General features: G+C 66.9%; 23 protein-coding genes. 12 read left to right on the top strand and 11 right to left on the bottom strand.

Annotated elements, in window-relative coordinates:
• Positions 1 to 121 precede the first annotated feature (121 nt).
• Entirely contained in the window at positions 122 to 1,417 is a 1,296-nt protein-coding gene (locus WIX41_RS02965; protein WP_339445684.1) for an MFS transporter, read from the top strand.
• Here WIX41_RS02965 and WIX41_RS02960 read toward each other — a convergent pair.
• The 3 genes from WIX41_RS02960 to WIX41_RS02950 all read right to left on the bottom strand — a co-directional run bounded on the left by WIX41_RS02960 (position 1,398) and on the right by WIX41_RS02950 (position 4,843).
• Entirely contained in the window at positions 1,398 to 1,859 is a 462-nt protein-coding gene (locus WIX41_RS02960; protein WP_339445683.1) for a bacteriohemerythrin, read from the bottom strand. The two genes, WIX41_RS02965 and WIX41_RS02960, sit on opposite strands and share 20 nt — an antisense overlap.
• 69 nt (positions 1,860 to 1,928) lie before the next feature.
• The gene (locus WIX41_RS02955; protein WP_339445682.1) at positions 1,929 to 3,269 is read right to left on the bottom strand and encodes a diguanylate cyclase; all 1,341 of its coding nucleotides are present in this window, start codon (positions 3,267 to 3,269) and stop codon (positions 1,929 to 1,931) included.
• Positions 3,270 to 3,541: 272 nt separating this feature from the next.
• Positions 3,542 to 4,843 carry an NAD(P)/FAD-dependent oxidoreductase gene (locus tag WIX41_RS02950; protein WP_339445681.1) on the bottom strand — a complete coding sequence of 434 codons (1,302 nt, stop codon included), beginning with the start codon at positions 4,841 to 4,843 and terminating at the stop codon, positions 3,542 to 3,544.
• A gap of 166 nt (positions 4,844 to 5,009) precedes the next feature.
• Here WIX41_RS02950 and WIX41_RS02945 point away from each other — a divergent pair, with 166 nt between their 5' ends.
• Both WIX41_RS02945 and WIX41_RS02940 read left to right on the top strand, forming a co-directional pair.
• Positions 5,010 to 6,458, top strand: coding sequence for a glutamine synthetase family protein (locus WIX41_RS02945; protein WP_339445680.1), 1,449 nt, complete (start codon positions 5,010 to 5,012; stop codon positions 6,456 to 6,458).
• Between the two features lie 134 nt (positions 6,459 to 6,592).
• On the top strand, positions 6,593 to 7,696 hold the full coding sequence (locus WIX41_RS02940; protein ID WP_339445679.1) for a polyamine ABC transporter substrate-binding protein: 1,104 nt from the start codon (positions 6,593 to 6,595) through the stop codon (positions 7,694 to 7,696).
• A 55-nt stretch (positions 7,697 to 7,751) separates the two neighbouring features.
• Here WIX41_RS02940 and WIX41_RS02935 read toward each other — a convergent pair whose 3' ends face one another.
• Positions 7,752 to 9,110 (bottom strand): flavin-containing monooxygenase, encoded by a 1,359-nt coding sequence (locus tag WIX41_RS02935; RefSeq protein ID WP_339445678.1) that lies wholly within the window; start codon positions 9,108 to 9,110, stop codon positions 7,752 to 7,754.
• 445 nt (positions 9,111 to 9,555) lie between these two features.
• On the opposite strand from WIX41_RS02935, the gene WIX41_RS02930 reads away from it, so the two are divergent.
• Genes WIX41_RS02930 through WIX41_RS02920 form a run of 3 tightly spaced genes read left to right on the top strand, consistent with a single transcriptional unit; the run spans position 9,556 to position 12,439 of the window.
• Positions 9,556 to 10,689, top strand: coding sequence for an ABC transporter ATP-binding protein (locus tag WIX41_RS02930; RefSeq protein ID WP_339445677.1), 1,134 nt, complete (start codon positions 9,556 to 9,558; stop codon positions 10,687 to 10,689).
• Positions 10,686 to 11,597: an ABC transporter permease subunit gene (locus tag WIX41_RS02925; protein WP_339445676.1), complete on the top strand. Its 912-nt coding sequence runs from the start codon at positions 10,686 to 10,688 to the stop codon at positions 11,595 to 11,597. Before WIX41_RS02930 ends, WIX41_RS02925 begins: the two co-directional genes overlap by 4 nt.
• Positions 11,594 to 12,439 carry an ABC transporter permease subunit gene (locus tag WIX41_RS02920; RefSeq protein WP_339445675.1) on the top strand — a complete coding sequence of 282 codons (846 nt, stop codon included), beginning with the start codon at positions 11,594 to 11,596 and terminating at the stop codon, positions 12,437 to 12,439. Before WIX41_RS02925 ends, WIX41_RS02920 begins: the two co-directional genes overlap by 4 nt.
• 1 nt (position 12,440) lies before the next feature.
• Here the strand turns inward: WIX41_RS02920 and WIX41_RS02915 are convergent, their stop codons facing one another.
• The 6 genes from WIX41_RS02915 to WIX41_RS02890 form a co-directional block, all read right to left on the bottom strand.
• Positions 12,441 to 13,448: a magnesium and cobalt transport protein CorA gene (locus WIX41_RS02915; RefSeq protein WP_339445674.1), complete on the bottom strand. Its 1,008-nt coding sequence runs from the start codon at positions 13,446 to 13,448 to the stop codon at positions 12,441 to 12,443.
• 15 nt (positions 13,449 to 13,463) lie between these two features.
• Complete coding sequence (locus tag WIX41_RS02910; RefSeq protein ID WP_409187438.1) at positions 13,464 to 14,675, bottom strand: DUF4105 domain-containing protein; 1,212 nt, start codon at positions 14,673 to 14,675, stop codon at positions 13,464 to 13,466.
• A gap of 59 nt (positions 14,676 to 14,734) precedes the next feature.
• Positions 14,735 to 15,616, bottom strand: coding sequence for an HlyC/CorC family transporter (locus WIX41_RS02905; RefSeq protein WP_339445672.1), 882 nt, complete (start codon positions 15,614 to 15,616; stop codon positions 14,735 to 14,737).
• A 64-nt stretch (positions 15,617 to 15,680) separates the two neighbouring features.
• Positions 15,681 to 16,301, bottom strand: a complete 621-nt coding sequence (locus tag WIX41_RS02900; RefSeq protein ID WP_339445671.1) for a hypothetical protein — start codon at positions 16,299 to 16,301, stop codon at positions 15,681 to 15,683.
• A 29-nt stretch (positions 16,302 to 16,330) separates the two neighbouring features.
• Positions 16,331 to 16,816 carry an rRNA maturation RNase YbeY gene (gene ybeY / locus WIX41_RS02895; RefSeq protein WP_339445670.1) on the bottom strand — a complete coding sequence of 162 codons (486 nt, stop codon included), beginning with the start codon at positions 16,814 to 16,816 and terminating at the stop codon, positions 16,331 to 16,333.
• Between the two features lie 74 nt (positions 16,817 to 16,890).
• Positions 16,891 to 17,874 (bottom strand): PhoH family protein, encoded by a 984-nt coding sequence (locus tag WIX41_RS02890; protein WP_339445669.1) that lies wholly within the window; start codon positions 17,872 to 17,874, stop codon positions 16,891 to 16,893.
• Positions 17,875 to 18,281: 407 nt separating this feature from the next.
• Between WIX41_RS02890 and WIX41_RS02885 the strand changes: the two genes are divergently transcribed.
• From WIX41_RS02885 to WIX41_RS02875, 3 genes are read left to right on the top strand one after another with little or no spacing between them, the layout of a single operon-like run.
• Positions 18,282 to 19,256, top strand: coding sequence for an HlyD family secretion protein (locus WIX41_RS02885; RefSeq protein ID WP_339445668.1), 975 nt, complete (start codon positions 18,282 to 18,284; stop codon positions 19,254 to 19,256).
• Positions 19,257 to 19,303: 47 nt separating this feature from the next.
• Positions 19,304 to 20,239 carry an ABC transporter ATP-binding protein gene (locus WIX41_RS02880; protein ID WP_409187437.1) on the top strand — a complete coding sequence of 312 codons (936 nt, stop codon included), beginning with the start codon at positions 19,304 to 19,306 and terminating at the stop codon, positions 20,237 to 20,239.
• Complete coding sequence (locus WIX41_RS02875) at positions 20,236 to 21,351, top strand: ABC transporter permease (RefSeq protein WP_339445666.1); 1,116 nt, start codon at positions 20,236 to 20,238, stop codon at positions 21,349 to 21,351. The genes WIX41_RS02880 and WIX41_RS02875 overlap by 4 nt, the downstream gene beginning before the upstream one ends.
• A 117-nt stretch (positions 21,352 to 21,468) precedes the next feature.
• Here WIX41_RS02875 and miaB read toward each other — a convergent pair whose 3' ends face one another.
• The gene (gene miaB / locus WIX41_RS02870; RefSeq protein ID WP_339445665.1) at positions 21,469 to 22,917 is read right to left on the bottom strand and encodes a tRNA (N6-isopentenyl adenosine(37)-C2)-methylthiotransferase MiaB; all 1,449 of its coding nucleotides are present in this window, start codon (positions 22,915 to 22,917) and stop codon (positions 21,469 to 21,471) included.
• A gap of 245 nt (positions 22,918 to 23,162) precedes the next feature.
• Between miaB and WIX41_RS02865 the strand changes: the two genes are divergently transcribed.
• From WIX41_RS02865 to WIX41_RS02855, 3 genes are all read left to right on the top strand, one after another.
• The gene (locus tag WIX41_RS02865; protein WP_339445664.1) at positions 23,163 to 24,110 is read left to right on the top strand and encodes a lytic transglycosylase domain-containing protein; all 948 of its coding nucleotides are present in this window, start codon (positions 23,163 to 23,165) and stop codon (positions 24,108 to 24,110) included.
• 281 nt (positions 24,111 to 24,391) lie between these two features.
• Complete coding sequence (petA, locus tag WIX41_RS02860) at positions 24,392 to 25,012, top strand: ubiquinol-cytochrome c reductase iron-sulfur subunit (protein WP_339445663.1); 621 nt, start codon at positions 24,392 to 24,394, stop codon at positions 25,010 to 25,012.
• 2 nt (positions 25,013 to 25,014) lie between these two features.
• A complete protein-coding gene (locus tag WIX41_RS02855) occupies positions 25,015 to 26,274 on the top strand; it encodes a cytochrome b (protein ID WP_282248274.1) in 1,260 nt (419 codons plus the stop codon).
• Positions 26,275 to 26,291 lie beyond the last annotated feature (17 nt).

The following is a 26,291-nucleotide window of genomic DNA, read 5'->3' as shown; positions in this document are numbered from 1 at the left end:
GTGGGCCAAGGCCCTGCAGAGCTCCCTGAGTCAGGGGGCGGCCGTTGCGGCTGCAACCATCCCGCCGGTCGGCGGCAGGGGCATGGCAGAATCTGGCAGCTGATCTCCCTGCATGTGAACGATGTCGACTCCTGCCGCTGCCACCGCCGCCAATTCGCCCCGCCGTATCCTGCTGGCCAGCCTGATCGGCACCACCATCGAGTTCTTCGATTTCTACATCTACGCCACGGCGGCGGTGCTGGTGTTCCCGCACCTGTTCTTCCCCGACAGCAGCGAGGGCGCAGCGCTGCTGCAGTCGCTGGCGACCTTCGCGGTGGCATTCATTGCCCGCCCGGTGGGTTCGGCGGTGTTCGGCCACTACGGCGACCGGATCGGGCGCAAGGCCACGCTGGTGGCGGCGCTGTTGACGATGGGCGTATCCACCGTGGCGATCGGCCTGCTGCCCACCCACGCCAGCATCGGCATCGTGGCACCGGCGTTGCTGGCGCTGTGCCGGTTCGGCCAAGGCCTGGGACTGGGCGGCGAGTGGGGCGGGGCAGTGCTGCTGGCCACGGAAAACGCGCCACCGGGCAAGCGCGCCTGGTACGGCATGTTCCCGCAGTTGGGCGCGCCGCTGGGCTTCCTGCTCTCGGCCGGCATCTTCCTGCTGCTGGGCCGCGCCATGAGCGATGCGGATTTCCTGCAGTGGGGCTGGCGCGTGCCATTCCTGGCCAGCTCGCTGCTGGTGGCGGTGGGCCTGTGGGTGCGCCTGAACATCCATGAGACCCCGCAGTTCCAGGCCGCCCTGGACCGCAACGAACGCGTGCGCCTGCCGATGTGGACGGTGCTGCGCCACCACCCGCGCACGCTGGTGCTGGGCACGCTGGGTGCGTTCGCCACCTTCGTGCTGTTCTACCTGATGACGGTGTTCACCCTGGGCCACGGCACCACCGTGCTGCACTACAGCCGCGAGCAGTTCCTGCTGCTGCAGATGGTGGGCATCCTGTTCTTCGCGGCAGGCATTCCGCTGTCGGCCATGTACGGCGACCGTTGGGGCACGCGGCGCACGATGATCGTGGCCAGCGGCCTGATCCTCGGCTTCGGCGTGCTGTTCGCCCCGCTGTTCCAGGCCGGCAGCCCGTGGATGGTGGTGGGGTTCCTGGCCCTGGGCCTGTTCCTGATGGGCCTGACCTACGGCCCCTGCGGTACGTTCCTGGCCGAAATCTACCCGGTGCAGGTGCGCTACACCGGCGCCTCGCTGTCGTTCAACCTGGCCGGCATCCTCGGCGCGGCCCCGGCGCCGTACGTGGCCACCTGGCTGGCCGGGCGTTTCGGCCTGGTCGCGGTGGGCTACTACCTGTGCCTGACTGCAGTGATCACGATTCTGGCGCTGCTGGCCATGGGCCGACCGGCGCGGCTCAGCGGAAAATCCGCTTGAGCGTGCGCCCCAGCCAGCCGCCCTGCTGGTGGTCGCGGGCGAACTGGTTCAGGTGCTGCTTGACCGACTCGGCGTAGGCCTTGTCATCGCCCCGGATGTGATTGAACAGCCAGCGCGACAGCATGGTGCGCAGCTCGTCGGTGACGTCTTCGCCGGCCTGGAAGCGCAGCCGGTACTCGGCCACGCGCTTGCCGAAGATCTCGTGCACGCGCTTGTGCGCGGCGCAGAACGGGTAGCCGGCTTCCTCCATCAGCTCTTCCTCGAACGCGAAGTGCGACATGGTGTAATCCACCAGTTCGTCGATCACTTCGGCCACGGCCACTTTATGCAGACTGGTCTGCGCCACGTGCAGGTGGTTGAGCATCTCCACGATCCGCATGTGCTGGTGGTCGATGACGTCGATGCCGATGTTCAGGTCGTCCTGCCAGACCAGAAGTGCCATGGTGCGTTCCCTTTGCTGTTCGCTGGGCACGACTCTAGGCAGGGCAGGGCGCGCCCGCGTTGATCTGGATCAAGGCGCCAGCGCGGGTTCCCGGGCGGCGGTGGCCACGCGCGTGCTGCATACCCGGTTGCGGCCGGCGGCCTTGGCCAGGTACAGCTGGCGGTCGGCTTCGGAAATCAGCCGGTGCAGCGAATCGTGCTGTGGGCGCAGGCAGCACAGCCCGATGCTGACTGTCATGCGCAGGGTAGTGTGGCCAAGATCCACTTCCAGTGCGGCAATGCGCTGGCGCAGGATCTCGAAGTAGCCGATCGCCTCGTCTTCTTCCAGCCCCGGCACCAGCAGGCAGAATTCCTCGCCGCCGAAGCGCGCGACCAGGTCCTGGTCGCGCGCGTGGTCGGCCACCGCGGCGGCCACTGCGCGCAGCGCGTCATCGCCGGCTTCATGGCCATGGGTGTCGTTGATGTGCTTGAAGTGGTCGATGTCGATCATCGCCACCGCCACCTGCTCGCGCTCCAGCTGCAGCTTCGGCAGCTGGCGCTGGCTGTGTTCCAGGAAGCAGCGGCGGTTGGGCAGGCCGGTGAGGAAATCGCGGGTGGCCAGGTCCTGCAGCGTGCCGATCAGCTCCAGCTGGTCGACGTTCTGCGAGACGCGACAGAAAAACTCTTCGCGCGAAAATGGTTTTCGCAGGAAGTCGTTGGCGCCGTTCTTGAGGAAGCGCGGAATCAGCGACGGGTCGGTGTTGCCGGAAATGCCGATCACCGCCACCTTGTCGCGCGAACGCAATGTACGCAGCCGGCGGGTGAACTCCACCCCTTCCATGCCGGGCATTTCCTGGTCGACCACCGCCAGCCGGATCGCCGGGTGCGCTTCGATCGCCTTCAGGCCCTCGGCACCATCGGCCGCCTCGTAGACGTCGTGTCCGTACATGCGCAGCAGCGAGGCGGCGTACATGCGTGCGGACATCGAATCGTCCACCACCAGCGCGGCGATGTGCCGGTTGCGCTCCAGGCGCTGCACCAGCCACACCAGGTAATCGATGCTGCCGGGGGTGTTCTTGAGCACGTAATCGATGATCTGCTGCTGCAGCACGCGCTTGCGCAGGTCTTCGTCGTACACCCCGCTGACCACCACCGTGCGCAGCCCGCGCGACAGGAAGTATTCCACCACCTTGTCGCGGTCGCCGTCGGCCAGCACCAGGCCGGTCAGCACCAGGAACCAGCCCTGTTCCTCGTCCAGCAGGCGCCCGGCCTCGGCCAGCGAAGTGGCCACCCATACCGGCAGCTCCAGCCGCTGTTCGATCGCTTCCTTGAGCATCGAGGTGAACGTGCGCGAGTTTTCCACCAGCAGGATCCGCTGGGGAAGGTCATCACCGGGGTCGCTGTGGACAGCGCCCTGAAGCAGTGCCGGCATCTTGCGTACGCTCGAAATCCGAGAGGGTCGGAAGGTGTATCGGCGTCGTCACGCCGGACTTTAGGCCCAACCTCCGGATCTGTGACCGTCATCTCCGGATCCGCGAGCGTAATGTCCGGATCTGAGATCGTGGTGCCACGTGCTGGGGTCGAATCCCGCAGACGTTGTGCTGCACCTTACCGACGGCAGGCGGCTCATTGGAAAGTTCCGCCGAACCCACCGCCGGCCCCCAAGACGCCCTGAGTAGCGCCCTGCGCATCACTGCGCAGCGTTCAACCCAGGACATCCCGCAACTTGTACCAGGACATTGCCGCCACCAGCAGTGGCGTGCGCAGCAGCTTCCCACCCGGGAAGCGTCCATGCGGGATACGCTCGAACACATCCAGCCGTTCGTTCTGCCCGGCAATCGCTTCGGCAATCACCGCACCAGCCAATCCCGTCGCCGCGACGCCATGGCCGGAGAAGCCCTGCGCGAAGTACACATTGGGCGTGAGCCTCCCCCAGTGCGGGGCGCGGTTGCGGGTGATGTCCACGTAGCCGCCCCACACCTGTTCCATACCCACGTCAGCGAGCTGAGGGAACACCTGGTGCATGCGCCGGGTCATCACCCGGCGCAGGTTCGGCGGTGGCAGCGCCGAATAGCTGGCGCGGCCGCCGAACAGCAGCCGGTGGTCGGCGCTGAGCTTGAAATAGTCCAGCGCCCAGCTCACGTCGGCGACCGCCATGTCGTTGCGGATCAGCGCCCGGGCCCGTTCCTCGCCCAAGGGCGCGCTGGCGCCGATATAGGTGCCCACCGGCATGATCCGGCTCTCCAGCTCCGGCGCGATGCCTTGAAGCCAGGCGTTGCCGGCGATGATCACCTGGTTGGCGGTGACCGAGCCGCTGGCAGTGCGCAGCTGGGGGCGGTTGCCGCGAACCAGTTCGACCACCGGACTGGCTTCATGAATGATCACGCCCAGGCTTTCGGCTGCACGGGCAAGCCCCTGCGCAAAGGCCAGTGGTTGCAGATGGCCGCTGGCAGCATCGAACATCGCGCCGCGATAGCGCGGGCTGTCGAGCTGGCCGCGCAGCTGCTGCCGGTCCCACCACTGCAGCGGGTAGTCGTAGCGCTCTACCAGGGCATCCATCCCGGCGCGCAGCGAATGCTCCTGGCGCGGGCTGATCGGTACGCTGGCGTGGCCATCGCGCCAGTCGCAGTCGATGGCGTAGTGCTGCAGGCGGTGGCGGAGCAGGGCCATGCCCTCGCGCGAGAAGTCGAACAGCTGCCGCGCATCGGCATTGCCGACCAGCCGTTCAAGCGTACCCACTTCGCAGCCGTACCCGACAATCGCCTGGCCGCCGTTGCGCCCCGAGGCGCCCCAGCCGACTCGATGTGCTTCCAGCACGGTCACCCGGTAGCCGCGCTCGGCCAACGAGAGTGCGGCCGACAGGCCGGTGTAGCCGGCGCCCAGCACGCACACGTCGGTGGCATGAGCGCCACGCAGCGCCATGCGCAACGGCACGTCGGGCAGGCTGTGGGCATACCAGCTGGGTGCATGCGCCTGGCCGGCCAGGCTCATCGGGGGCTCGCTCATGGGCACAGCATGCCAGCAACCCGTGTCAAGGACAGCTGCGCCCGTTGTGACGGCGGCCGGTTGCGGCAATGCGGCGGGCAGGGGTACCGTGCGGGGGGATGTACTCACGGTATTTTCCAAGCCTTCGGCGAAGCTTGTCGTCGTTCTCCAGCACAGCAGACCGCCCATGACCACCCGAACGCGTTCGCGCAAAGCCCCCTCTCCGCCGCGCAAGGCCGCCGCGCCGTCGCGCAAGGTGCCGCGCAAGGCCACCGCCAAGCCGGTGCCGGAGGAGAGCGTGCTGCTGCGCTGGCTCAGGGAACGCCACATCACCGAGGTCGAGTGTCTGGTGCCGGACATCACCGGCAACGCCCGCGGCAAGATCATCCCGGCCGACAAGTTCTCGCACGATTACGGTACCCGGTTGCCGGAAGGCATATTCGCCACCACCGTCACCGGCGAGTTCCCCGACGATTACTACGAGCTGACCTCGCCGTCGGATTCGGACATGATCCTGCGCCCGGACCCGGACACCGTGCGCATGGTGCCGTGGGCCACCGATCCCACCGCGCAGGTCATCCACGACTGTTACACCAAGCACGGCGAGCCGCATGAGCTGGCCCCGCGCAACGTGCTGCGCCGGGTGCTTGATGCCTATGCCGAACTGGGCTTGCGCCCGGTGGTGGCGCCGGAACTGGAATTCTTCCTGGTGCAGAAGAACACCGACCCGGATTTCCCGCTGCTGCCGCCGGCCGGCCGCTCGGGCCGCCCGGAAACGGCGCGGCAGTCGTACTCGATCGATGCGGTCAACGAGTTCGATCCGATCCTGGACCTGATGTACGACTACTGCGATGCGATGAAGCTGGACGTGGACACGCTGATCCATGAATCCGGTGCGGCGCAGCTGGAAGTCAACTTCACCCACGCCAATGCGATGGACCTGGCCGACCAGGTATTCCTGTTCAAGCGCACCATGCGCGAATCGGCCATGCGCCACGGGGTGTACGCCACCTTCCTGGCCAAGCCGATGGAAACCGAGCCGGGCAGTGCCATGCACATCCACCAGAGCCTGGTGCGGATCAGCGACGGCCACAACGTGTTCAGCGGCGACGCCGGTGGCGAGGAGTTCAGCCCGCTGTTTGGCCACTACCTGGCCGGGTTGCAGAAATACGTGCCGGCGGCGATGGCGTTCTTCGCGCCGAACGTGAATTCCTACCGGCGGCTGGTGTTCGGCGAAGTCTCGCCGAGCAACGTGCACTGGGGCTTCGACAACCGTACCTGCGGGTTGCGGGTGCCGCTCGATATCCCGGAGAACATGCGGGTGGAAAGCCGGTTCGCCGGTTCGGACGCCAACCCCTACCTGGCCATGGCCGCCACCCTGGCGGCCGGGCTGCTGGGCATCCGTGAGCAGGGCTCGCCGACCGCACCGATCAGTGGCAGCGCCAAGGAGCTGGGCTACGACCTGCCGCGCTCGCTGGGTGAGGCGCTGGATGGCCTGGAGGGCTGCCCCGAGCTGCGCGAGATGCTGGGCGAGCGTTTCTGCCGGGCCTATGTGTCGGTCAAGCGCAAGGAATACGAGACCTTCTTCCGGGTGATCAGCTCCTGGGAGCGTGAATTCCTGCTGCTGAACGTGTGAGCGGCCCAGCCGCCCGATCAGGCATGGCCAGGCGGGCCGTGTGCTGGGAAAATAACCGGTTGCCCGTTAGGCTGGCACCGTCCTGCCGGTCCGGCCGGTTCCCCCCACCTCGCACCTGACCCGCGGAGAGCCCAATGAAGCTGCGAATCCTCACCCTCGGCATTGCCGTTTCCATGCTCAGCGCCTGTGGCGGCGACAAGCAGGAAGACAGCAAGGTGCTGAACGTCTACAACTACAGCGATTACATCGCCGAAGACACCATCCCGGACTTCGAGAAGGCCACCGGTACCAAGGTGACCTACGACGTGTTCGACAGCGACGAGATGGTCGAGACCAAGCTGCTGGCCGGTGGCAGCGGCTACGACGTGGTGGTGCCGACGCTGAACTTCTTCGGCCGCCAGATCCAGGCCGGCGTGTTCCTGCCGCTGGACAAGAGCAGAATCCCGAACCTGGCCAATCTCGATCCGGAGATGATGAAGCGCATCGCGCAGCAGGATCCGGACAACAAGTACGGCGTGCCGTACATGATCGGTACCACCGGCATCGGCTACAACGTGGAAATGCTCAAGGAGCGTTTCGGTGGCAGCACCGAGATCGCCAACAGCTGGGACCTGATCTTCAAGCCGGAAAACATCGCCAGGATGAAGGATTGCGGGATCACGATCCTCGATACCCCGGCCGACATGATTCCGATCGCGCTGCACTACCTGGGCGAAGATCCGCACAGCCATGATCCGGCGGTGATCCAGAAGGCGGCCGACCTGCTCAAGAGCATCCGCCCGTACGTGCAGAACTTCCACTCCTCGCAGTACGTGGGTTCGCTGGCCAACGGCGGCACCTGCCTGGTGGTGGGCTGGTCGGGCGACATCATCCAGGCCCGCGACCGCGCCGCAGAAGCGGCCAACGGCGTGACCGTGGCCTATTCGATCCCGAAGGAAGGCGCGCCGCAGTGGTTCGACATGCTGGCCATTCCCAAGGATGCCAAGCACCCGGAAGCGGCCTATGCCTTCATCAACTACCTGCTGGACCCGAAGGTCGCCGCAGCCAACACCAACTTCATCCACTACGCCAACCCGGTGAGCGCAGCCACCCCGCTGGTGGACGAAGCGATCCGCAACGACCCGACCATCTACCCGCCGGCCGATGTGGCCGCGAAGATGTTCACCTATTCGATCAACCCGCCGGAGGTGGACAAGCTGTATACCCGCCTGTGGACGGAGGTGAAGACGGGTCGTTGATGCGGCTGGTCTGAAGCAGAAAAGAGAGGCCGCCGGTGAAGATCGGCGGCCTTTTTCATGCAACGGCGTTGTGCGAGGGCGCAGCAGCAAGGTGGCGCAGAATGGAAGGCATCAACTCGGCTGCATCCCTCCCACCATTGCACAGGAAGTTGGAGCTCGGCCGCTGCAGGTTGTACATGCCGATGAAGAACAGTCCCGGCTGCGGGGAGACGCCGTAATCGCCCAGCGGGTAACCGTTCGGGTCCAGCGCGCCCGGCACTTCGAGCCATGGCCACTGTGCGTCGAAACCGGTGGCCGCCACGATCGTGCCGATGCCCGCGGCGTCCAACCGGATGCAGCGCGGCGAGGCGTCCGGCTCCCAGTCCAGGTAGACCTCTTCGGGCAGGTATCGGGCATCGTCGGTGGGTAGTTCGGCTGCTGATGCGTAGTGTGCGTCGGCCATATCGTTCAAGTGCCTGTACTCGGCGCGCGTGCCGGCCACGGCTCCGCGGATCTGCGGCCGCACATCGAGGAAGCGGGCGATATGGCCTTCCAGATGTTCCAGCTTGCCCAGCAGCACGATGCCGTCGCGGTGCATCGACAGCAGGCTGATCGAGCTGCCCATGCCCAGCGCGCCGGTTCCGGATACCAGGGGGAATTCTGCCGTTCTCGCCTTCTGCAGCGCGCCCGGCAGGCCAGCGGCCACATCCGGGCGCTCGCGCACGTGCCGGTGCAGCAGCCCCTGCATGTCCCACCAGTGCATGGAATCCCGGCCGCGTACCCGGCGGATGTGCGAGAAGCGATCGGCCATCGACCAGAACACCTCGCGCCCGGCGCTGCGCAGGTCCTGCGCGATCTGCGCGCCGGACTGGCCACCACCGATCACAAGGACGGCGCCCGGGCCAAGCTGCTGCGGCCGCCGGTAGTCGCCGGAATGGACGACCTCAAGCCCGGCGGCGGGTGAAAAGAACGCCCGTGGCCAGCGCGGGCGTCGGTACTCTCCGCTGGCCACGACCACGCAGCGTGCCTGGAGTGTGCCGTCACTGGTTTTGACGCGGTAGCCGTCGCCTGCAGCGAACACCTGTTGCACGGTGCATCCCTCCACGACGGGCAGCTGCCGCCGTCGCGCGTAACTGGTCAGCATGTCGATGACGTCCGGCGCGGTGGCAAAGCCTGTCGGGTCCGGGCCGTCGTACTGGTAGCCGGGCAGGGCGGTCAGGAAGTTGGGCGTGTTCAGGCGGAAGGAGTCCCACCGCCGCGTCCAGCTGGAACCGATGGTCTCCGCTTCCAGCACGCGATGACGCACGCCAGCGTCGGCGAGCATCGCGCTGAGCGACAGGCCGGAATGCCCCGCACCAATGACCACTACGTCGAGGGGGAGTGCGTCAGGGGGCATCCTTCCAGTGGGCGGGTTCAAAGCATCATGGGCTTGCATGCGTAGCTCCTTGTGGTGGTGCGCGTTCGCCGTCCATGGAGATATCGCCTTCGCGCTGCTGCAAGGTCAACGCGACGTCGTGCGGAGTGTGATGTGTCGCTGGCCTGCCAAACGCGCGTGGTGGAAGGTGTGCACACGATCAAAGAACCGCACAACGGCTCGTTTCATGGGGCCGCGAACGTCAAACGCCGAGGCGTTTTCAGCCGCCGCCTGAGCAGGGGCGGGCGAGCCATGTCAAGGGGCATGTCAGCACCGGCGCGTCTGATCCGGGTGGGGGGGCGCGGGCGGGGCATTCACGTCGTCTCGGCGGTACGCTCATTACGGTTCTCCCTGAGCCCCTTGGCTGGCCGGGTCCAACCGCCACGATCCGGTATCGCTGCTGTCGCCAACGGTCGCTAAAATGGGCCGCCCCCCCGTCCTGACGCCGCTCCTGGAGCCGCTGCCCATGCCATTTGAAGCCAAGCCGGAAGGCGAGGTCGTCCCGGTCCTGGAGCCGGGCTATCTGTCCATCCGCGCGCTGCGCAAGGAGTTCGACGGGTTTGTCGCGCTCGACGACGTCAGCCTGGACGTGCGCAAGGGCGAGATCTTCGCCCTGCTGGGCGGCTCGGGCAGCGGCAAATCGACGCTGCTGCGCTGCCTGGGCGGCTTCGAGACCCCCACCGCCGGCAGCATCGACCTGGACGGCCAGCGCATCAATGCGTTGCCCCCGTACCAGCGGCCGATCAACATGATGTTCCAGTCCTATGCGCTGTTCCCGCACATGACCGTGGAGCAGAACATCGCCTTTGGCCTGAAGCAGGACGGCCTGGCCCGCGATGCCATCCGCCGCCGGGTCGGCGAGATGCTGGAGCTGGTGCAGCTGGAGAAGCTGGCCAGGCGCAGGCCGCACCAGCTGTCTGGTGGCCAGCAGCAGCGCGTGGCGCTGGCGCGGTCGTTGGCCAAGGGCCCCAAGCTGCTGCTGCTGGATGAGCCGATGGGCGCGCTGGACAAGAAACTGCGCTCGCAGATGCAGCTGGAACTGGTCAACATCATCGAAACCTCCGGCGTGACCTGCGTGATGGTCACCCACGACCAGGAAGAGGCGATGACCATGGCCACCCGTATCGCGGTCATGGATGCCGGCTGGATCCAGCAGGTCGGCAAGCCCGACGAGATCTACGAACAGCCTGCCAACCGCTTCGTGGCCGGCTTCATTGGCTCGGTCAACCTGTTTGAAGGGGTGATCGACGAGGACCTGCCCGAGTACGTCACCGTGCGTACACCGCTGTTCCCGGCGCCCATCTACGTCGCCCACGGCATCACCGGCTATGAAGGGCAGCCGGTGGCGTTCGCGCTGCGCCCGGAGAAGGTGATGATCGGCAAGGACGAGCCGGCCGGGGACACCAACAAGGCACAGGGCGTGATCGAAGAAATCGCCTACTTCGGCAGCCATTCGGTGTACCACGTGCGCCTGCCCAGCGGGGCCAAGGTGCTGTCCAACTTCGCCAACTCGCAGCGCTGGGCCAGCGATGGCCTGACCTGGGGCGACAGCGTCTGGGTGCACTGGCGCGACAACGACGGCGTGGTGCTCACCGCATGAACGCCACCGGCTGGAAGCGCTGGCTCCCGGGCACGCGCAGCGGCGTGATCGCCGCGCCGTACCTGTGGCTGCTGCTGTTCTTCGCGGTGCCGTTCGTGATCATCCTGATGATCTCGTTCGCGCGCACCCAGGTCGGCTCGCCGCCGTATACGTGGCTGCTGGAATACGTGGACGGTGCGTTCTCGCTCAAGCTCAACCTGGGCAACTACGCGGCCATGGTCAAGGACAGCCAGTACGTGCTGGCCTACCTGAGCTCGATCAGGATCGCGGTGATCGCCACGCTGTTCACGCTGCTGATCGGCTACCCGATGGCCTACGTGATCTCGCGGATGAGTCCGGCCGCACGCAACGTGGCGATGATGCTGGTGGTGCTGCCGTCGTGGACCTCGTTCCTGATCCGGGTGTATGCCTGGATCGGCATCCTGGACCGCAACGGCCTGCTCAACCAGCTGCTGCTGAAGATCGGGCTGATCGATGCGCCGCTGCAGATCCTGTATACCCCGACCGCCGCTTACATCGGCATCGTGTACTGCTACCTGCCGTTCATGGTGCTGCCGCTTTACGCCAACCTGGTCAAGCTGGACAACCGGCTGCTGGAGGCCGCCTACGACCTGGGTGCAAAACCCTGGCAGGCATTCCTGAAGATCACGCTGCCGCTGTCGCGCACCGGCATCATCGCCGGCTGCATGCTGGTGATGATTCCGGCGGTGGGCGAGTTCGTCATTCCGGAAATGCTGGGCGGCCCGGACACGCTGATGATCGGCCGGGTGCTGTGGGGCGAGTTCTTCAACAACCGCGACTGGCCAACCGCCTCGGCGGTGGCGATCGTGATGCTGGCCCTGCTGCTGGTGCCGATCCTGCTGTTCAACCGGGTGCAGCAGCGTGCGCTGGAAGGGAGGCTGACATGAGCATGGTGCGCCGCAGCCGCTGGCTGGGCTGGTCGGTCCTGGGGCTGGGCTTTGCCTTCCTGTACCTGCCGATCCTGCTGCTGATGATCTATTCGTTCAACGCGTCCAAGCTGGCCACGGTGTGGTCGGGCTTCTCCACGCGCTGGTACGGCGAGCTGTTCAACAACCGGCAGATCCTGGATGCGCTGTGGATCAGCCTGAAGGTGGCGTTCTGGACCGCCAGCGCGGCGACCGTGCTGGGCACCATGGCGGCCATGGTGATGACCCGTTTCAAGCGCTTCCCGGGCAAGACCGTGTTCGGGGCGCTGATCACCGCGCCGCTGGTGATGCCGGAAGTGATCCTGGGCTTTTCGCTGATGACGCTGCTGGTGGCGATGGGCGGCATTCCAGGCTTCCCCAGTCGTGGCGTGGGCAGCATCTGGATCGCGCATGTGACGTTCACCCTGTCGTTCGTGACGGTGGTGGTGTCTTCGCGCCTGCAGGAACTGGACCGCTCGCTGGAGGAAGCGGCGATGGACCTGGGGGCGAGCCGGTTGAAGGTGTTTTTCCAGATCACGCTGCCGATCATCGCCCCGGCGCTGGTGGCGGGCTGGCTGTTGGCCTTCACCCTGTCGCTGGATGACGTGGTGATCGCCAGCTTCGTGGCCGGACCGAATTCGACCACGCTGCCGATGAAGGTATTCGCCTCGGTGCGGATGGGCATCAAGCCGGAGATCAACGCGCTGGCCACGCTGATGGTGCTGGCCGTGTCGGTGGCGGCGGTGGTGGGCTGGTTCATCACCTCGCGCAGCGAGAAGCGCCGGCAGCGGGATATGCAGATGGCGCTTCAGGAGAAGGGGTGACCTACAACCACCGCACCCGCTTGAACAGGCGGTACAGGCCCACGCAGATGGCGCCTACCCCGATGATCATGGCAGGGTAGGCCCACGGCGTGTCCAGTTCGGGCATGTGGCTGAAGTTCATGCCGTACCAGCTGGTGATCAGGGTCGGGGCGGCCAACAGCGCCGCCCAGGCACCCAGGCGTTTGACCGTCTCGCCCTGTGCCAGGGTGACCAGCGACAGATTCACGCTCAGGGCGGTGCCGAGCATCTCGCGCAGGGTGTCGATCACATCGCTGATGCGCACCGCATGGTCGTGCACATCGCGCAGGTACAGCTTCACTTCTTCGGGCACCAGGTCGCCCTGGTAGCGCTTGATCTGCGACAGCATGTCCTGCAGCGGCGCCACCGCCATGCGCATCTTGTTGAGCTCGCGCTTGAGCTCGTACAGGCGCACCACGGTCTGGCGCTTGTAGCTGTCGGAGAAGATGTCCTTTTCCAGCAGCTCCAGCGTGTCGCGGTAGCGCTGGGTGATGGGCAGGTAGTTGTCCACCACGAAATCCAGCACGGCGTACAGGCAGTACGACGGGCCCATCCGGCGCAGCAGTTCGGGTTCGCGCTCCACCCGCGCGCGCGGCGCGGCGTACGACAACGATGCGCCATGGCGCACGGTGACCAGGAAGCGTGCGCCGAGGAATGCGTGCGTTTCGCCGTATTCGATGCGTTCCTCCACCATCTGTGCGGTGGTCACCACCACGAACAGGGAGTTGCCGTAGGCCTCCACTTTCGGGCGCTGGTGGGCGTTGCGCGCATCTTCGACCGCCAGCGAGTGCAGGCAGAATTCCTCCTGCAGCTTGAGCAGCACGTTGTCGGCCGGCTCATACAGGCCGACCCAGATGAAGCCGTTGCCGCTTTCGATCACGTCGCTGATCGCGTCCAGGCGGATGTCGTGGCGCGTGCCCTGGTCATCGTAGTGAACGCAGTTGATGACGCAGGGCGGATTCGGCGTGGCGTTGATGGCAGTGCTTTCCATGGGCGGTATCGTGCGTCAGCGGGCCGTGACAGGCAGGTCACGACGGCCCAGCACCCAGGCCAGCGCCACGTGCAGCGGCAGCAGCAGCACGATCCACTGCAGGTTCACCTGCGCCTGCAGGGTCAGCCAGTGCAGCACCAGGCCCAGCAGCGAGAGTACGGCCACCGTCCACAGGGTCCAGCGGAACCACGCCCTGGGCACGCGCCCGCGCAGCAGGGTCACCGCGCCGGGGAGCAGCAGCAGGCACAGCGGCGAGAGCTGCAGCAGGTTGCGGTTGGCCCAGGCGGCGTGGTGCACACTGAAGCCCCACAGGTAGACCAGCAGGATCCCGGCGATACCGCAGAACAGCCACAGCGGCAGCGCCAGCGCGGCCAGCAGGCGACGGCGGCGCTGCAGGGCCAGCACGCCGCCAGCCAGCACCAGCCCGCACAGCAGCCAGGGCCACCAGCGGCGCGCGAATTCAGCCGGCTCCGGCGCGATCCGGTGCGGCAGCAGTTCCTGTTCGGCCTGCACCAGCGGGCGGCCATCGCTGTTGCGCACTTCGCGCAGGGCGTCGGCCAGGCGCATCGGCACGAAGGCTTCCTGCCAGCGCGACAGCGGCTGGTCGGCGAACGGGCCCAGCCCGATATCGAAGCCCAGCCACATCCACGGTGCCGGGGAGGCCAGACGTACCGATTCGCTGCGGTAGGTGTTGCCGCGCGAGCGCCCGGACAGCTGCGAATGCAGCCCGCCGCCCAACGCGCCATCGATCGCGTCGCGGACCATGGTGGCGCAGTTGGCGGTGTAGTAGTCGTAGCGGTAGCGCGCGTTTTCCGGCTTGGCGCGCTCGGCCAGCGAGGCGGCCAGGGTACGGGCCTGGTCGGGGCTGAGATCCAGCCACTGCAGGTTGGCCCCACGCCCGCTGTCGCGGTAATAGGACAGGTCCTGGTCCAGCGGCAGCGCCACCAGGTAATACATCATTTCGCCGCGCAGGAAGCGGCCGACGAAGTCCGGCTCGCTCGGGTCGAAGTAGCCGAAGTTGTATGAGGTGGCCTGTCCCGTGACCGGGTCGAGCACCACGATGGCGTCATGCCCGAAGCGCTCGAAAAAGATGCTGCCGGGCTGCATGGTCACGATCCCGATGCGCGGCGGCGCATCGGAAGCCGGGGCGTCGGCAGTGGCCGTCGCCGGGGCGGGCGCGGTCTGGGCCCGTGCCGCCAGGGGCAGGCTGGCCAGGCTGGCCAGCATCAGAAGGAACAACAGGCGGCACAACGGCCACCGCGTCAGCAGGGGCCGCATGGCGTGGGTCAATCCTCGGTGATGGCGTCGGGCGGCAGCACGGTCACGTGGAACGCCTGCACGCGGCGGGCATCGGCGCGCGCCACCCGGAACACGAAGCGGTCCAGGGTCAGCTCGTCGCCGGTTTCGGGCAGGTGGCCGATCGCCTCGGTGACCAGGCCGCCGATGGTGTCGTAGTCGTCGTCGGGGAACGTGGCGCCGAAACGTTCGTTGAAATCCCCGATCGGGGTCAGCGCATCGACCACGTACTGGCCGTCGGCCTGGATCGCGATCTGCGCGGTGTGGTCTTCGGCCTCGTCGTGCTCGTCGTCGATCTCGCCGACGATCTGCTCCAGCACGTCCTCGATGGTGACCAGCCCGGCAACACCGCCGTACTCGTCCACCACGATCGCCATGTGGTTGCGCGAAAGCCGGAACTCCTTGAGCAGCACATTGAGCTTCTTGGCCTCGGGAATCAGCACGGCCGGGCGCAGCAGTTCGCGCACGTTGGCCGGCCCGTTGTCGGCGACCACGCCGCGCAGCAGGTCCTTGGCCAGCAGTACGCCCAGGATGTCGTCCTTGTTGTCGCCGTGCACGGGGAAGCGCGAATGGCCCGATTCGACCACCTGCTTCATCAGTTCAAGGAAGGGGGCTTCCACCGGCAGCGAGACCATCTGCGAACGCGAGATCATCACATCGCCTACGGTGAGCTCGGCCACCGAGATCGCGCCCTCCATCATGCGCAGCGTGTCGGCGGCAATCAGGCCGTCGTCGTGCGCGGAGTGCAGTACTGCCACCAGCTCGTCGCGGGTGTGGGGTTCGCCGGAGAAGGCAGAGGTCAGGCGTTCAAGCCAGCTGCGCTTCTTCTCGTTTTGCTCCGTGATGGAGCCACTACTGTCGTCTTCAGACATCTCTGCAAAAAAGGCACCCGGCGAGCCGGGCGTTGGTGCCAGTCTAGCAGGATGCGGGCCGCTGTCAGCGACCGTCCGGCGGGGTGTTCACGGACGGGGGCAGAGCACTGGCCGGGGCCGGCGGGGTGTCGGTCGGCGCCTCGCCTTCGGCCGGCAGGTCCAGGCTGTAGGTGCAGCCGGCCAGGGTCTTGCCCGGGTGGGTCTTGACCGTGGACAGGCTCAGGATGATCGATTCGATCATGGGTTCGCCGGTGCGGGGGTCGGTCACGTCCCGGCTCACCACTTCACGACCGGCCATGAACTTGTCGGGGTTGTCGACCCCGTCTTCCAGCGCCAGTGCCTTGGCCATCGGGCGGGGGTCGGCCACGTCCAGGATGGCCATGATGCTGGCCCCGGACACCGCCACGTACTCGGTGCGCTGGCCGAACACCGTCAGCGGCGTGGCCAGGCGGTATTCGCTCATGAACGGGTTGTTCTGCGGCAGCGGCTGCATGCCGTTGGCCACCGCCTTGAGCGGATCGGCCACGACCGGGGCGACGGCGTCATAGTCGGCCACGCGCTGGCGGCACTCGATCAGCGCGGCCAGGTCCAGCGGCGCGGCGGCGGGCGTCGCCGGTGCGGCGGCCAGCACCGGGGTGGACAGCAGGATCAGCAGGCTCAGGCAGGCGGGGCGCAGAAAGGTCATGCAGGAAACGTCCGTCAGGAGGTGGCGGCTCAGCGCTCGCCGGCGTAGGGGTCGGCGATGCCGAGGTCGGCCAGGATGTCGCGCTCCAGCTGTTCCATGGCCTCGGCTTCCTTGTCGTCCTCATGGTCCCAGCCCAGCAGGTGCAGCACGCCGTGCACGGTCAGGTGCGCATAGTGGGCATTGAGTGCCTTGGCCTGTTCCTCGGCCTCGGCGGCCACCACTGGCGCGCAGATCACCAGGTCGCCCAGCAGGGGGAACTTGACCCCCTTGGGCAGGCCTTCCGGCAGCTCGGCGGGGAAGCTGAGCACGTTGGTGGCATAGTCCTTGCCCCGGTAATGCCGGTTCAGCGACTGGCCCTCCTTGGCATCGACCACGCGGATGGCCAGGTCGGCCTCGCGGATGCGGCCGTTGAGCGCAGCGGCCACCCATTTGCGGAAACTCACCGCCGACGGCAACCCGGCACGGGGCAGGGCGTAGCTGACGGCGACATCGAGTCGAATGGGGCCTTTGGTCATGGCGGTTCCGGCAATTCTGGTCAATCAGGAAACGACAGTATCGCGCGTGTGGCGCCGCACCGCGATGGCGGCGCTCATTCGGCGCCCGGCTTGACCTGCTGCAGGTCGCGGCGGTCGTAGGCGCTGACGATACGCGCCACCAGTGGATGGCGCACCACGTCGCGGGCCTCGAAGAAGGTGAAGCTCACCCCGTCCACGTCACGCAGCACCTCGATGGCATCGCGCAGGCCGGATTTCACGTGCTTGGGCAGGTCGGTCTGGGTGAGGTCACCGGTGACCACGGCGGTCGAGCCGAAGCCCAGGCGGGTCAGGAACATCTTCATCTGCTCGACGGTGGTGTTCTGCGCTTCGTCCAGGATCACGTAGGCATCGTTGAGCGTGCGCCCGCGCATGTAGGCCAGCGGCGCGATCTCGATGACGTTCTTCTCCAGCAGCTTGACCACCTTCTCCACGCCCAGCATTTCATACAGCGCGTCGTACAGCGGGCGCAGGTACGGGTCGACCTTCTGGCTCAGGTCGCCGGGCAGGAAGCCCAGCTTCTCGCCCGCTTCCACCGCCGGGCGCACCAGGATCAGGCGCTGCACGCGGGATTCGTTCAGCGCGTCCACCGCGCTGGCCACGGCCAGGAAGGTCTTGCCGGTGCCGGCCGGGCCGATGCCGAAATTGATGTCGTGGGTGGTGATCTGGTGCAGGTAACGGGCCTGGTTGGCACCGCGCCCGCGCACCGTGCCGCGCTTGACCTTGATGCTCACTTCCTGCGCTTCGTAGCTGCGCTCCACCAGGTGCTCCACGTTGGCCTGGTTCAGGCGCAGGTGGATGGCGTGGCTGTCGAACGGCGTATCGGCCGCCTCCAGGTACAGCGCTTCGATCAGCGCCTGTGCTTCCTCGGCCACGGCCTTCGGGCCGGTGACCCGGAAAATGTGGCCGCGGTTGGCGATCTCCACGCCCAGCTTCAGTTCGATCTGGCGCAGGTGCTCGTCGAAGGGGCCGGCCAGGTTGGCCAGGCGTTCGTTGTCTTCCGGGGCGAGAGTGAAATCGCGGTGTGCCAGTGCGGTCATTGCGTCCGGCGGCTGCGGTCGCAACGACCGTGCCGCAAACCAGGGAAAGGACGAACAGGGTAGCGCGGGCGTGGGGTCGTCGCCACAGCAGCGCGTTCTCCACAGCAGCTGTGCAGCAGCGGTGCAGCAACCTGTGGATAGTCGCTGGCGGCCCTACTGCCGCAAAGGTGACGCTGGTGTGGTCAAAAAAGCGACATGTACTTCAGGGTTTTCCACATGGCTTGTGGGCGGTTACGGGAGAAACATGTGGATAAGGGCCTGTACCCCAGGCGGCGCAATGGCTGCGCGCGGGTGATCATTTCATGACCAGTGCATCGCCGCTGGCGTGGCGTCTGACCGTTCCTTCACGGCCGCATGCGCAAGGTGACCCCTTCTTCCACCGTCGTGCCCGTGCCGGAGCCGCGTCGATGTCCACAGCCAGCTGCCTGTCCATGCGTGGGGTATTGCTGACCGGCGCGGGCCTGTTGCTGTGCGCCTGCCGGCCGGAGCCGCCTGCGGCGCTCGGCACGCTGGAGTGGGATCGCATCACCGTGCCGGCGCCTGCGGCGGAAACCATCGTTGGCATCCGGGTGCATGAGGGCCAGCAGGTGGCGGCCGGCGCCGCGCTGCTGCAGTTGGAGCCGATCCGCACCGCCGCCCAGCTGCAGGCGCTGGAAGCACAGGCCAGCCAGGCCGGGCAGGCGCTGCAGGAACTGCGCGAAGGTCCCCGCCGCGAGGATATTGACCAGGCGCGGGCCAACCTGGCCTCGGCACGGGCGCAGGCGCTCGACGCGTCCGCTTACTACCGGCGGCTGCAACCCCTCGGTCGGCAGCAACTGGTGGCCGCCGCCGATGTGGACCGGGCGCGGGCCGCCGCCGGCAGCGCGCAGGGCGCCGTGGGCGCCGCCGAGCAGGCGCTGCTGGCCTTGGAACACGGCACCCGCGTGGAGCAGGTGGCGCAGGGCGAGGCGGCGCTGCAGGCAGCGCAGGCACAGGCGGCGGCACAGGCGGTGACGCTGCGCAAACTCGACCTGGTGGCCCCGCGCGCCGGTCGCATCGACGCGCTGCCCTACAAGCTCGGCGACCAGGCGCCGATCGGCGCGCCGCTGGTGATACTGCTGGTCGGCGAGCGCCCCTACGCACGGGTGTACCTGCCCGAGCCGCTGCGCGTGAACGTGCGGGTGGGCCAGGCCGCCCAGATCCATCTGCAGGGACGGGATGGCGCCTTCGCCGGGCATGTGCGCAGCATCCGCAGCGATCCCGGCTTCACCCCGTACTACGCACTCAGCGGCGACGACGTCTCGCGGCTCAGCTGGCTGGCCGAAATCGAGCTGGACCGCGCCGACGGCAGCACCGCGCTGGCCGACCTGCCGGCCGGCGCGCCGGTCCGGGTCGAGTTCTGAACACCCCTGCGCCCGCTGCCACGGCGGAAGCGCCCACGGCGCTGGCCATCCGCGCGCGCGGGCTGACCAAGCGGTTCGGTGCGCTGGTGGCCGTCGATCATGTCGACCTGAGCGTGCCGCGCGCCAACGTGTACGGGTTCCTGGGGCCAAACGGCTCTGGCAAGTCCACCACCATCCGCATGCTGTGCGGCCTGCTCACCCCGAGCGAGGGTGAGATCGAAGTGCTGGGCCTGCGCATACCGGAGCAGGCCGAGGCGCTGCGCCGGCGCATCGGTTACATGACCCAGCGCTTCTCGCTGTTCGACGACCTGACCGTGCGCGAAAACCTGGAATTCCTGGCGGCGGTGCAGGACATCCCGCGAACGCAGGCACGCCAGCGGATCGACGCGCTGCTGGAGCAGTACCACTTCCAGGACCGCCAGAAGCAGCTGGCCGGCACCCTGAGCGGGGGCCAGAAGCAGCGCCTGGCACTGGCCGGTGCGGTGATCCACGCGCCGGAGCTGCTGTTCCTGGACGAGCCGACCAGCGCGGTGGATCCCGAATCGCGGCGCGACTTCTGGGAAAAGCTCTTTGACCTGGCCGATGCGGGTACCACGCTGCTGGTTTCCACGCATTACATGGACGAGGCCGAGCGCTGTCACCGGCTGGCGATTCTCGACCAGGGCGTACTGGTCGCCGATGGCAGTCCGGCCGAACTCACCGCCGCCCTGCAGGGCCGTACCCTGGAAGTACATGCCACGCAACCGCGACAGGCGCAGCGGGCGCTGGCGGGCGTGCCCGGGGTGCTCAGCGTGGCGCAGATCGGCAATACGCTGCGCGTGCTGCTTGACCAGGACAACGATGCCGAAGCGCGCCTGCAGCAGGCGCTGCGTGCAGCCGGGCAGGGCGCGGAGGTGGTGCGCAGCACGGCCAACCTGGAGGACGTGTTCGTGTCGGCCACGCGCGACCGCGAGGCGCCTGCTGCTGCCGGGGCCACGCCGTGAACCTGCGGCGGCTGTGGGCAATCGTGCTCAAGGAGCTGCGCCAGATGCGCCGCGACCGCATCACCCTGGCCATGATCGTCGGCATCCCGGTGATGCAGCTGGTGCTGTTCGGCTATGCGATCAACCTCAACCTGCGCCATCTGGAGACCGGTATCGCCGATCAGGCCGGTACCTCGGCCTCGCGCGCGCTGCTGGCCGACATGGTCGCCACCGGCGTGATCACCCCGACCCGGCACGTGGACACGCCCGAGCAGCTGATGACCGCGCTGCGGCGCGGGCAGGTCAGCATCGGGATAGTAGTACCGGCCGATTTCGAACGGCGCCGCTTCGACGGTCGCGAGGCGGTGCAGGTATTGGTGGATGGCAGCGACACCGTGGTGCAGAGCGCGGCGGTGCAGCTGGCCCAGGTGCCGCTCGATACCCGGCCGGTGCGCAATGACCGGCCGCTGCGCGCGGGCGCAACCAGCGCAGGTGGGCAGATCAGCGTGGTGGCCTTCTACAACCCGCAACGGCGTTCGGCGATCAACATCGTGCCGGGATTGATCGGGATCATCCTGACCATGACCATGGTGATGTTCACCGCCGTGGCGATCGTCCGCGAACGCGAGCGCGGCAACATGGAGCTGCTGATTGCCACGCCGCTGAGCCGCAGCGAGCTGATGGTCGGCAAGGTGCTGCCGTATGCGGTCATCGGCCTGATCCAGACCACGCTGGTGCTGGTGTTGGGGATGTGGCTGTTCGAGGTGCCGGTGCGTGGCAGCGTGCTGGATGTCTACCTGGCGGCGGTGCTGCTGATCACCGCCAACCTGGCGCTGGGCCTGTTGATTTCAACGCGGGCGCAGTCGCAGTTCCAGGCCATGCAGATGACCATGTTCGTGTTCCTGCCGTCGATCCTGCTGTCGGGTTTCATGTTCCCGTTCGCCGGCATGCCGCGCATCGTGCAGTGGCTGGCCGAGCTGCTGCCGCTGACCCATTTCCTGCGCCTGGTGCGCGGCATCATGCTGCGCGGCGCCCGCTGGTGGGAGCTGTGGCCGGAGGTACTGGCGCTGCTGGGCTTCATCGTGGTGATGATGGCCCTGGCGATCCTGCGGTTCCGCAAGCGCCTGGATTGATCCGGCGCCGCGCAGCCACGCAGGGCGTGGCTCTACCCCAGGTCAATCACGTGCCACGCCACGCCACGCGTCGCCGCCGCCGTAGAGCCACGCCCTGCGTGGCGGCGCGGTCCCTGGTCAGGCGACCACCAACCGCCCGCGCAACGAATTGCTGTACGCCTCGGTGATCTCCACATCGACCAGCTGTCCAACCAGACGCGCCTGCCCGGGGAAATTCACCGACCGCATGTTCTCGGTCTTGCCGGTCAGCTCGTTCGGGTCCCGTCGCGACGGGCCTTCCACCAGCACCGTCTGCACTGTGCCGACCATGGCGTGGGAGATGGCCGCGGCCTGCTCGTTGATCCGGGCCTGCAGGCGCGACAGGCGCGCGTGCTTTTCCGCATCGCTGATGGTGTCTTCCAGGTCGGCAGCGGGGGTGCCCGGTCGGCGCGAATAGATGAAGGAGAAACTGTGGTCGAAGCCCACGTCTTCGATCAGCTTCATGGTCTTCTCGAAATCCGCCTCGGTCTCGCCGGGGAAACCGACGATGAAGTCCGAGCTGATCGAAATGTCCGGGCGCACCGCGCGCAGCTTGCGGATCTTGGCCTTGAATTCCAGCGCGGTGTAGCCACGCTTCATCGCCGACAGCACGCGGTCGCTGCCGGCCTGCACCGGCAGGTGCAGGAAGTTGGCCAGCTGCGGTACATCACGATAGGCATCCACCAGCGAATCGCTGAACTCCAGCGGGTGCGAGGTGGTGAAGCGGATGCGGTCCACTCCGTCGATCTCGGCGATGGTGCGGATCAGCAGGCCCAGGTCGGCAAATTCGCCCTCCCCATACGGACCGCGGTAGGCATTGACGTTCTGGCCCAGCAGGTTGATCTCGCGCACGCCCTGCGCGGCCAGCTGCGCCACTTCCACCACCACGTCCTCGAACGGGCGGCTGACCTCGGTGCCGCGGGTGTAGGGCACCACGCAGAACGAGCAGTACTTGGAGCAGCCTTCCATGATCGACACGAACGCCGAGCCGCCCTCGGCCCGGGGTTCGGGCAGGCGGTCGAACTTCTCGATCTCCGGGAAGCTGATGTCCACCTGTGCCTTGCCCGATTCGCGCCGCTGTCGGATCAGCTCCGGCAGCCGATGCAGGGTCTGGGGGCCGAACACCAGGTCCACGTGCGGGGCGCGCTTGATGATCGCCTCGCCTTCCTGCGAGGCCACGCAGCCGCCCACGCCGATGATCACGCCACGGCCGTTGTTCTTCAGCGCCTTCCAGTAGCCGAGCTGGCTGAACACCTTCTCCTGCGCCTTCTCGCGGATCGAGCAGGTGTTCATCAGCAGCACGTCGGCCTCGGCCGGGTCGTCGGTGAGTTCCAGGCCTTCTTCGGCGGCAAGCACGTCGGCCATCTTGGTCGAGTCGTACTCGTTCATCTGGCAACCGTGGGTCTTGATGTACAGCTTGCCACGCACGGGGCCGGTCACCTGCGGCCGGGTTCCGGGCAGGGGCAGCAGGTCGGGGCGGGGAGAATCGATGGCAGGCACGGGGGTGCCGGCCGAGGTCGGCAGGGTCGAAGCTGGCGTCCCGGTCATGGCGCTTATTCCAGTCGGGTGGGCGGGCAGGCAGCCGGGTGGGGCTGCCGGGTAGCCGCGTATTGTACCCGGGCCGGAAGGCAGCCACGCAGGGCGTGGCTCTACGCCCAGTGGGCATTGCGCTCGGGTAGAGCCACGCCCTGCGTGGCCTCCGGTCACGCCGATCCGTGACCAGGCGCAGGGTCCAGCGTGATGGAGGCGTCAAAGGCTTGGCAACGGGACGCGAAACGGAGACACTCCGCCCCATGAAGGGGATCTTGGGGATCGCTGCGCTGGCCTTGGCTGCGCTGACCGCTGTGCCGGCCAGTGCGGGCACGCTGTACAAGTGTGTGGGCGCCGACGGTGTTCCCGGCTATGTCAGCAAGCGCGTCGCCGGCGCCAGCTGCAGCGTGGTCAGCAACTACCGGCCTGACCGCAGCGCTCCACGTCGCTATGTTCCACCGCGGGCCCCGGCTCCTGCGCCAGCCCCTGCCTCCGTGGCGTCGGTTGCCCCGGCGCCACGCCAGGCCTCCAGTGATGGCGCCGCTTCCGGTACCGCGCTGGCACCGGCACCGGCCCAGGCCGCCACCGTCCTCACCGCTGCGCCTGCGCGCAGCGGCAAGGCGCAGCGCGTGGTCAACGGGCAGGTCTACTCCTATATGAAGGATGGCGTGCGGCACTACACCAGCCGCCGGCCGGCGCAGTTGGCCAGCCTTGGCCAGGTCCGCACCATCCATTACAGCTTCATCGAGCGCTGCTATGCCTGCGGTGCCAATCCGGGCGTGAACTTCGGCTCGATCCGGCTCAACACCACCGCCTTCCAGGCGGAGATCGCGGCGGCCGCGCGCGAGTTCGGGGTGGAAGAAGCGGTGGTTCGCGCCATCATCCACGCAGAATCGGCCTACAACCCCACCGCGCTCAGCCGCGCCGGCGCGCAGGGCCTGATGCAGTTGATGCCGCCTACCGCGCGCCGCTTCGGCGTCACCGATTCCTACGATGCCGCGCAGAACATCCGCGGTGGCGTGCAGTACCTGTCGTGGCTGCTCAAGCGCTTCAACGGCAACCTGACCCTGGCCGCCGCCGGTTACAACGCGGGCGAGGGCGCGGTCGACCGCCACGGCGGCGTGCCGCCCTACAGCGAGACGCAGTACTACGTGAAACGCGTCGCCCTGCTGGCCGACCGCTACCGTGGTGCCATCGCATCGACGCAATAGCCCTGCATCGCTTTCGGCGCCATGGCGTGGGCCGGCCAACGGCCGGCGCTACCGATGTCGACCGTATGCCGGGTCGAGCCGGTCGTCGCGATGCCGGTCAGGCGGCGGTAGCGCCGGCCGTTGGCCGGCTCACGCGGTGTCGCCGCATGCGACCAGTGTGGCCGTCACCGCCATTGTGTCGCCGAGTCAGGTTCCGCTATAGTCGATCACGATTCTTTGTGGACTGGCCCCCACCGGTCTGCTGGCAGCCTCAAGCTACCTAATCAATATCGGAGTGCCGGATGGCCAACGATGGGGTAAACGATCCAGTCAACACTGGACGTCGACGATTTCTTTCAGCAACCACCGCGGTGGTGGGAGCAGTCGGCGTCGGTTTCGCAGCAGTTCCGTTCATCAAGTCCTGGAATCCCAGTGCCCGCGCCAAACTGGCCGGTGCCCCTGTGCTTGCCGACATCAGCGCCCTGCAGGAAGGCCAGCGACTGGTCATGGAGTGGCGTGGACAGCCGATCTGGATCGTCAAGCGTTCCAAGGCGATCCTTGAAGCGCTGCATGGGCTGGATGGGCGGTTGAAGGATCCCCAGTCCAGCAACGCCGACCAGCAGCCGGTCTACGTGCTCAAGGAGAACCCCGAATTCCGCTCGATCAAAGCCGAGGTCTCGGTGCTGGTCGGGCTGTGTACCCACCTGGGCTGTTCGCCCGAAATGGTGGCTGAGATCCGCCCCGAGCCGTTCGATCCGGAATGGAAGGGCGGCTACTTCTGCCCCTGCCACAAGTCCAGGTTCGACATGTCCGGTCGCGTCTTCGATGGCGTCCCGGCGCCGATCAACCTGCTGGTGCCGCCGCACCATTACCAGGACGACGCCACCATCATCATCGGCGTTGATCCGCAGGGGGCAGCCTGATCATGGCCAACATCCTTACCCGTACCGCCACCGGCGTCGCCGACTGGGTCAACGCGCGTGCGCCCGGGCTGATGCCGGTGTACCGCAAACATGTCAGCGAGTACTACGCGCCGAAGAACTTCAACCTCTGGTACTACTTCGGTTCGCTGGCGCTGCTGATCCTGGTCAACCAGATCGTGACGGGCATCTTCCTCACGATGCACTACAAGACCAGCGCCCTCGAAGCGTTCAACTCCGTTGAATACATCATGCGTGATGTGGAGTGGGGCTGGCTGATCCGCTACATGCACTCCACCGGGGCCTCGCTGTTCTTCATCGTGGTCTACCTGCACATGTTCCGCGGCCTGATGTACGGCAGCTACCAGAAGCCACGCGAGCTGGTGTGGATCCTGGGCATGCTGATCTACCTGGTGCTGATGGCCGAAGCCTTCATGGGCTACGTGCTGCCGTGGGGCCAGATGTCGTTCTGGGGCGCGAAGGTGATCATCTCGCTGTTCGGTGCCATTCCGGTGATCGGCAACGGGCTGACCGAATGGATCATGGGCGATTACCTGCCCAGCGATGCCACCCTCAACCGGTTCTTCGCCCTGCACGTGATCGCCCTGCCGCTGGTGCTGCTGTTGCTGGTGGTGCTGCACCTGGGCGCGCTGCACGAAGTGGGCTCGAACAACCCCGATGGCGTGGAGATCAAGAAGGGCCCCAAGGGCAACCGCTGGTCGGCCACCGCGCCCACCGATGGCATCCCGTTCCACCCGTACTACACGCTCAAGGACGGGGTGGGCGCCGGCTTCCTGCTGATCATCGCCGCCTTCATCATCTTCTTTGCTCCGGGCTTCGGCGGCCTGTTCCTGGAACATGACAACTTCACCGAAGCCAACCGCCTGGTCACGCCCGAACACATCAAGCCGGTGTGGTACTACACGCCGTACTACGCGATGTTGCGCGTGGTGCCCAACAAGCTGGGCGGCGTGATCGTGATGTTCTCGGCGATCGCCATCCTGTTCCTGGTGCCCTGGCTGGACAAGGCGCGGGTGAAGTCCTACCGCTATCGAGGCTGGTTGTCGCGTGCTCTGCTGGGCGTGTTCGCGGTGTGCTTCATCTGGCTGGGTGTGATCGGTTCCGGGCCCGGCACCGATGCGCATGAGACCTACGTTGGCCGCGTGCTGACCTTCCTCTATTTCGCCTTCTTCATCACCATGCCGCTATGGACCAAGCTGGACAGGACCTTGCCGGTACCAGACCGGGTGACCACGCATGACTGACCACTGGATTGTCCGGC

Source organism: Stenotrophomonas sp. AB1(2024) (assembly GCF_037482345.1).
In the GTDB taxonomy this organism is placed as follows: domain Bacteria; phylum Pseudomonadota; class Gammaproteobacteria; order Xanthomonadales; family Xanthomonadaceae; genus Stenotrophomonas.
This window is presented reverse-complemented; position numbering and strand designations above follow the sequence as displayed.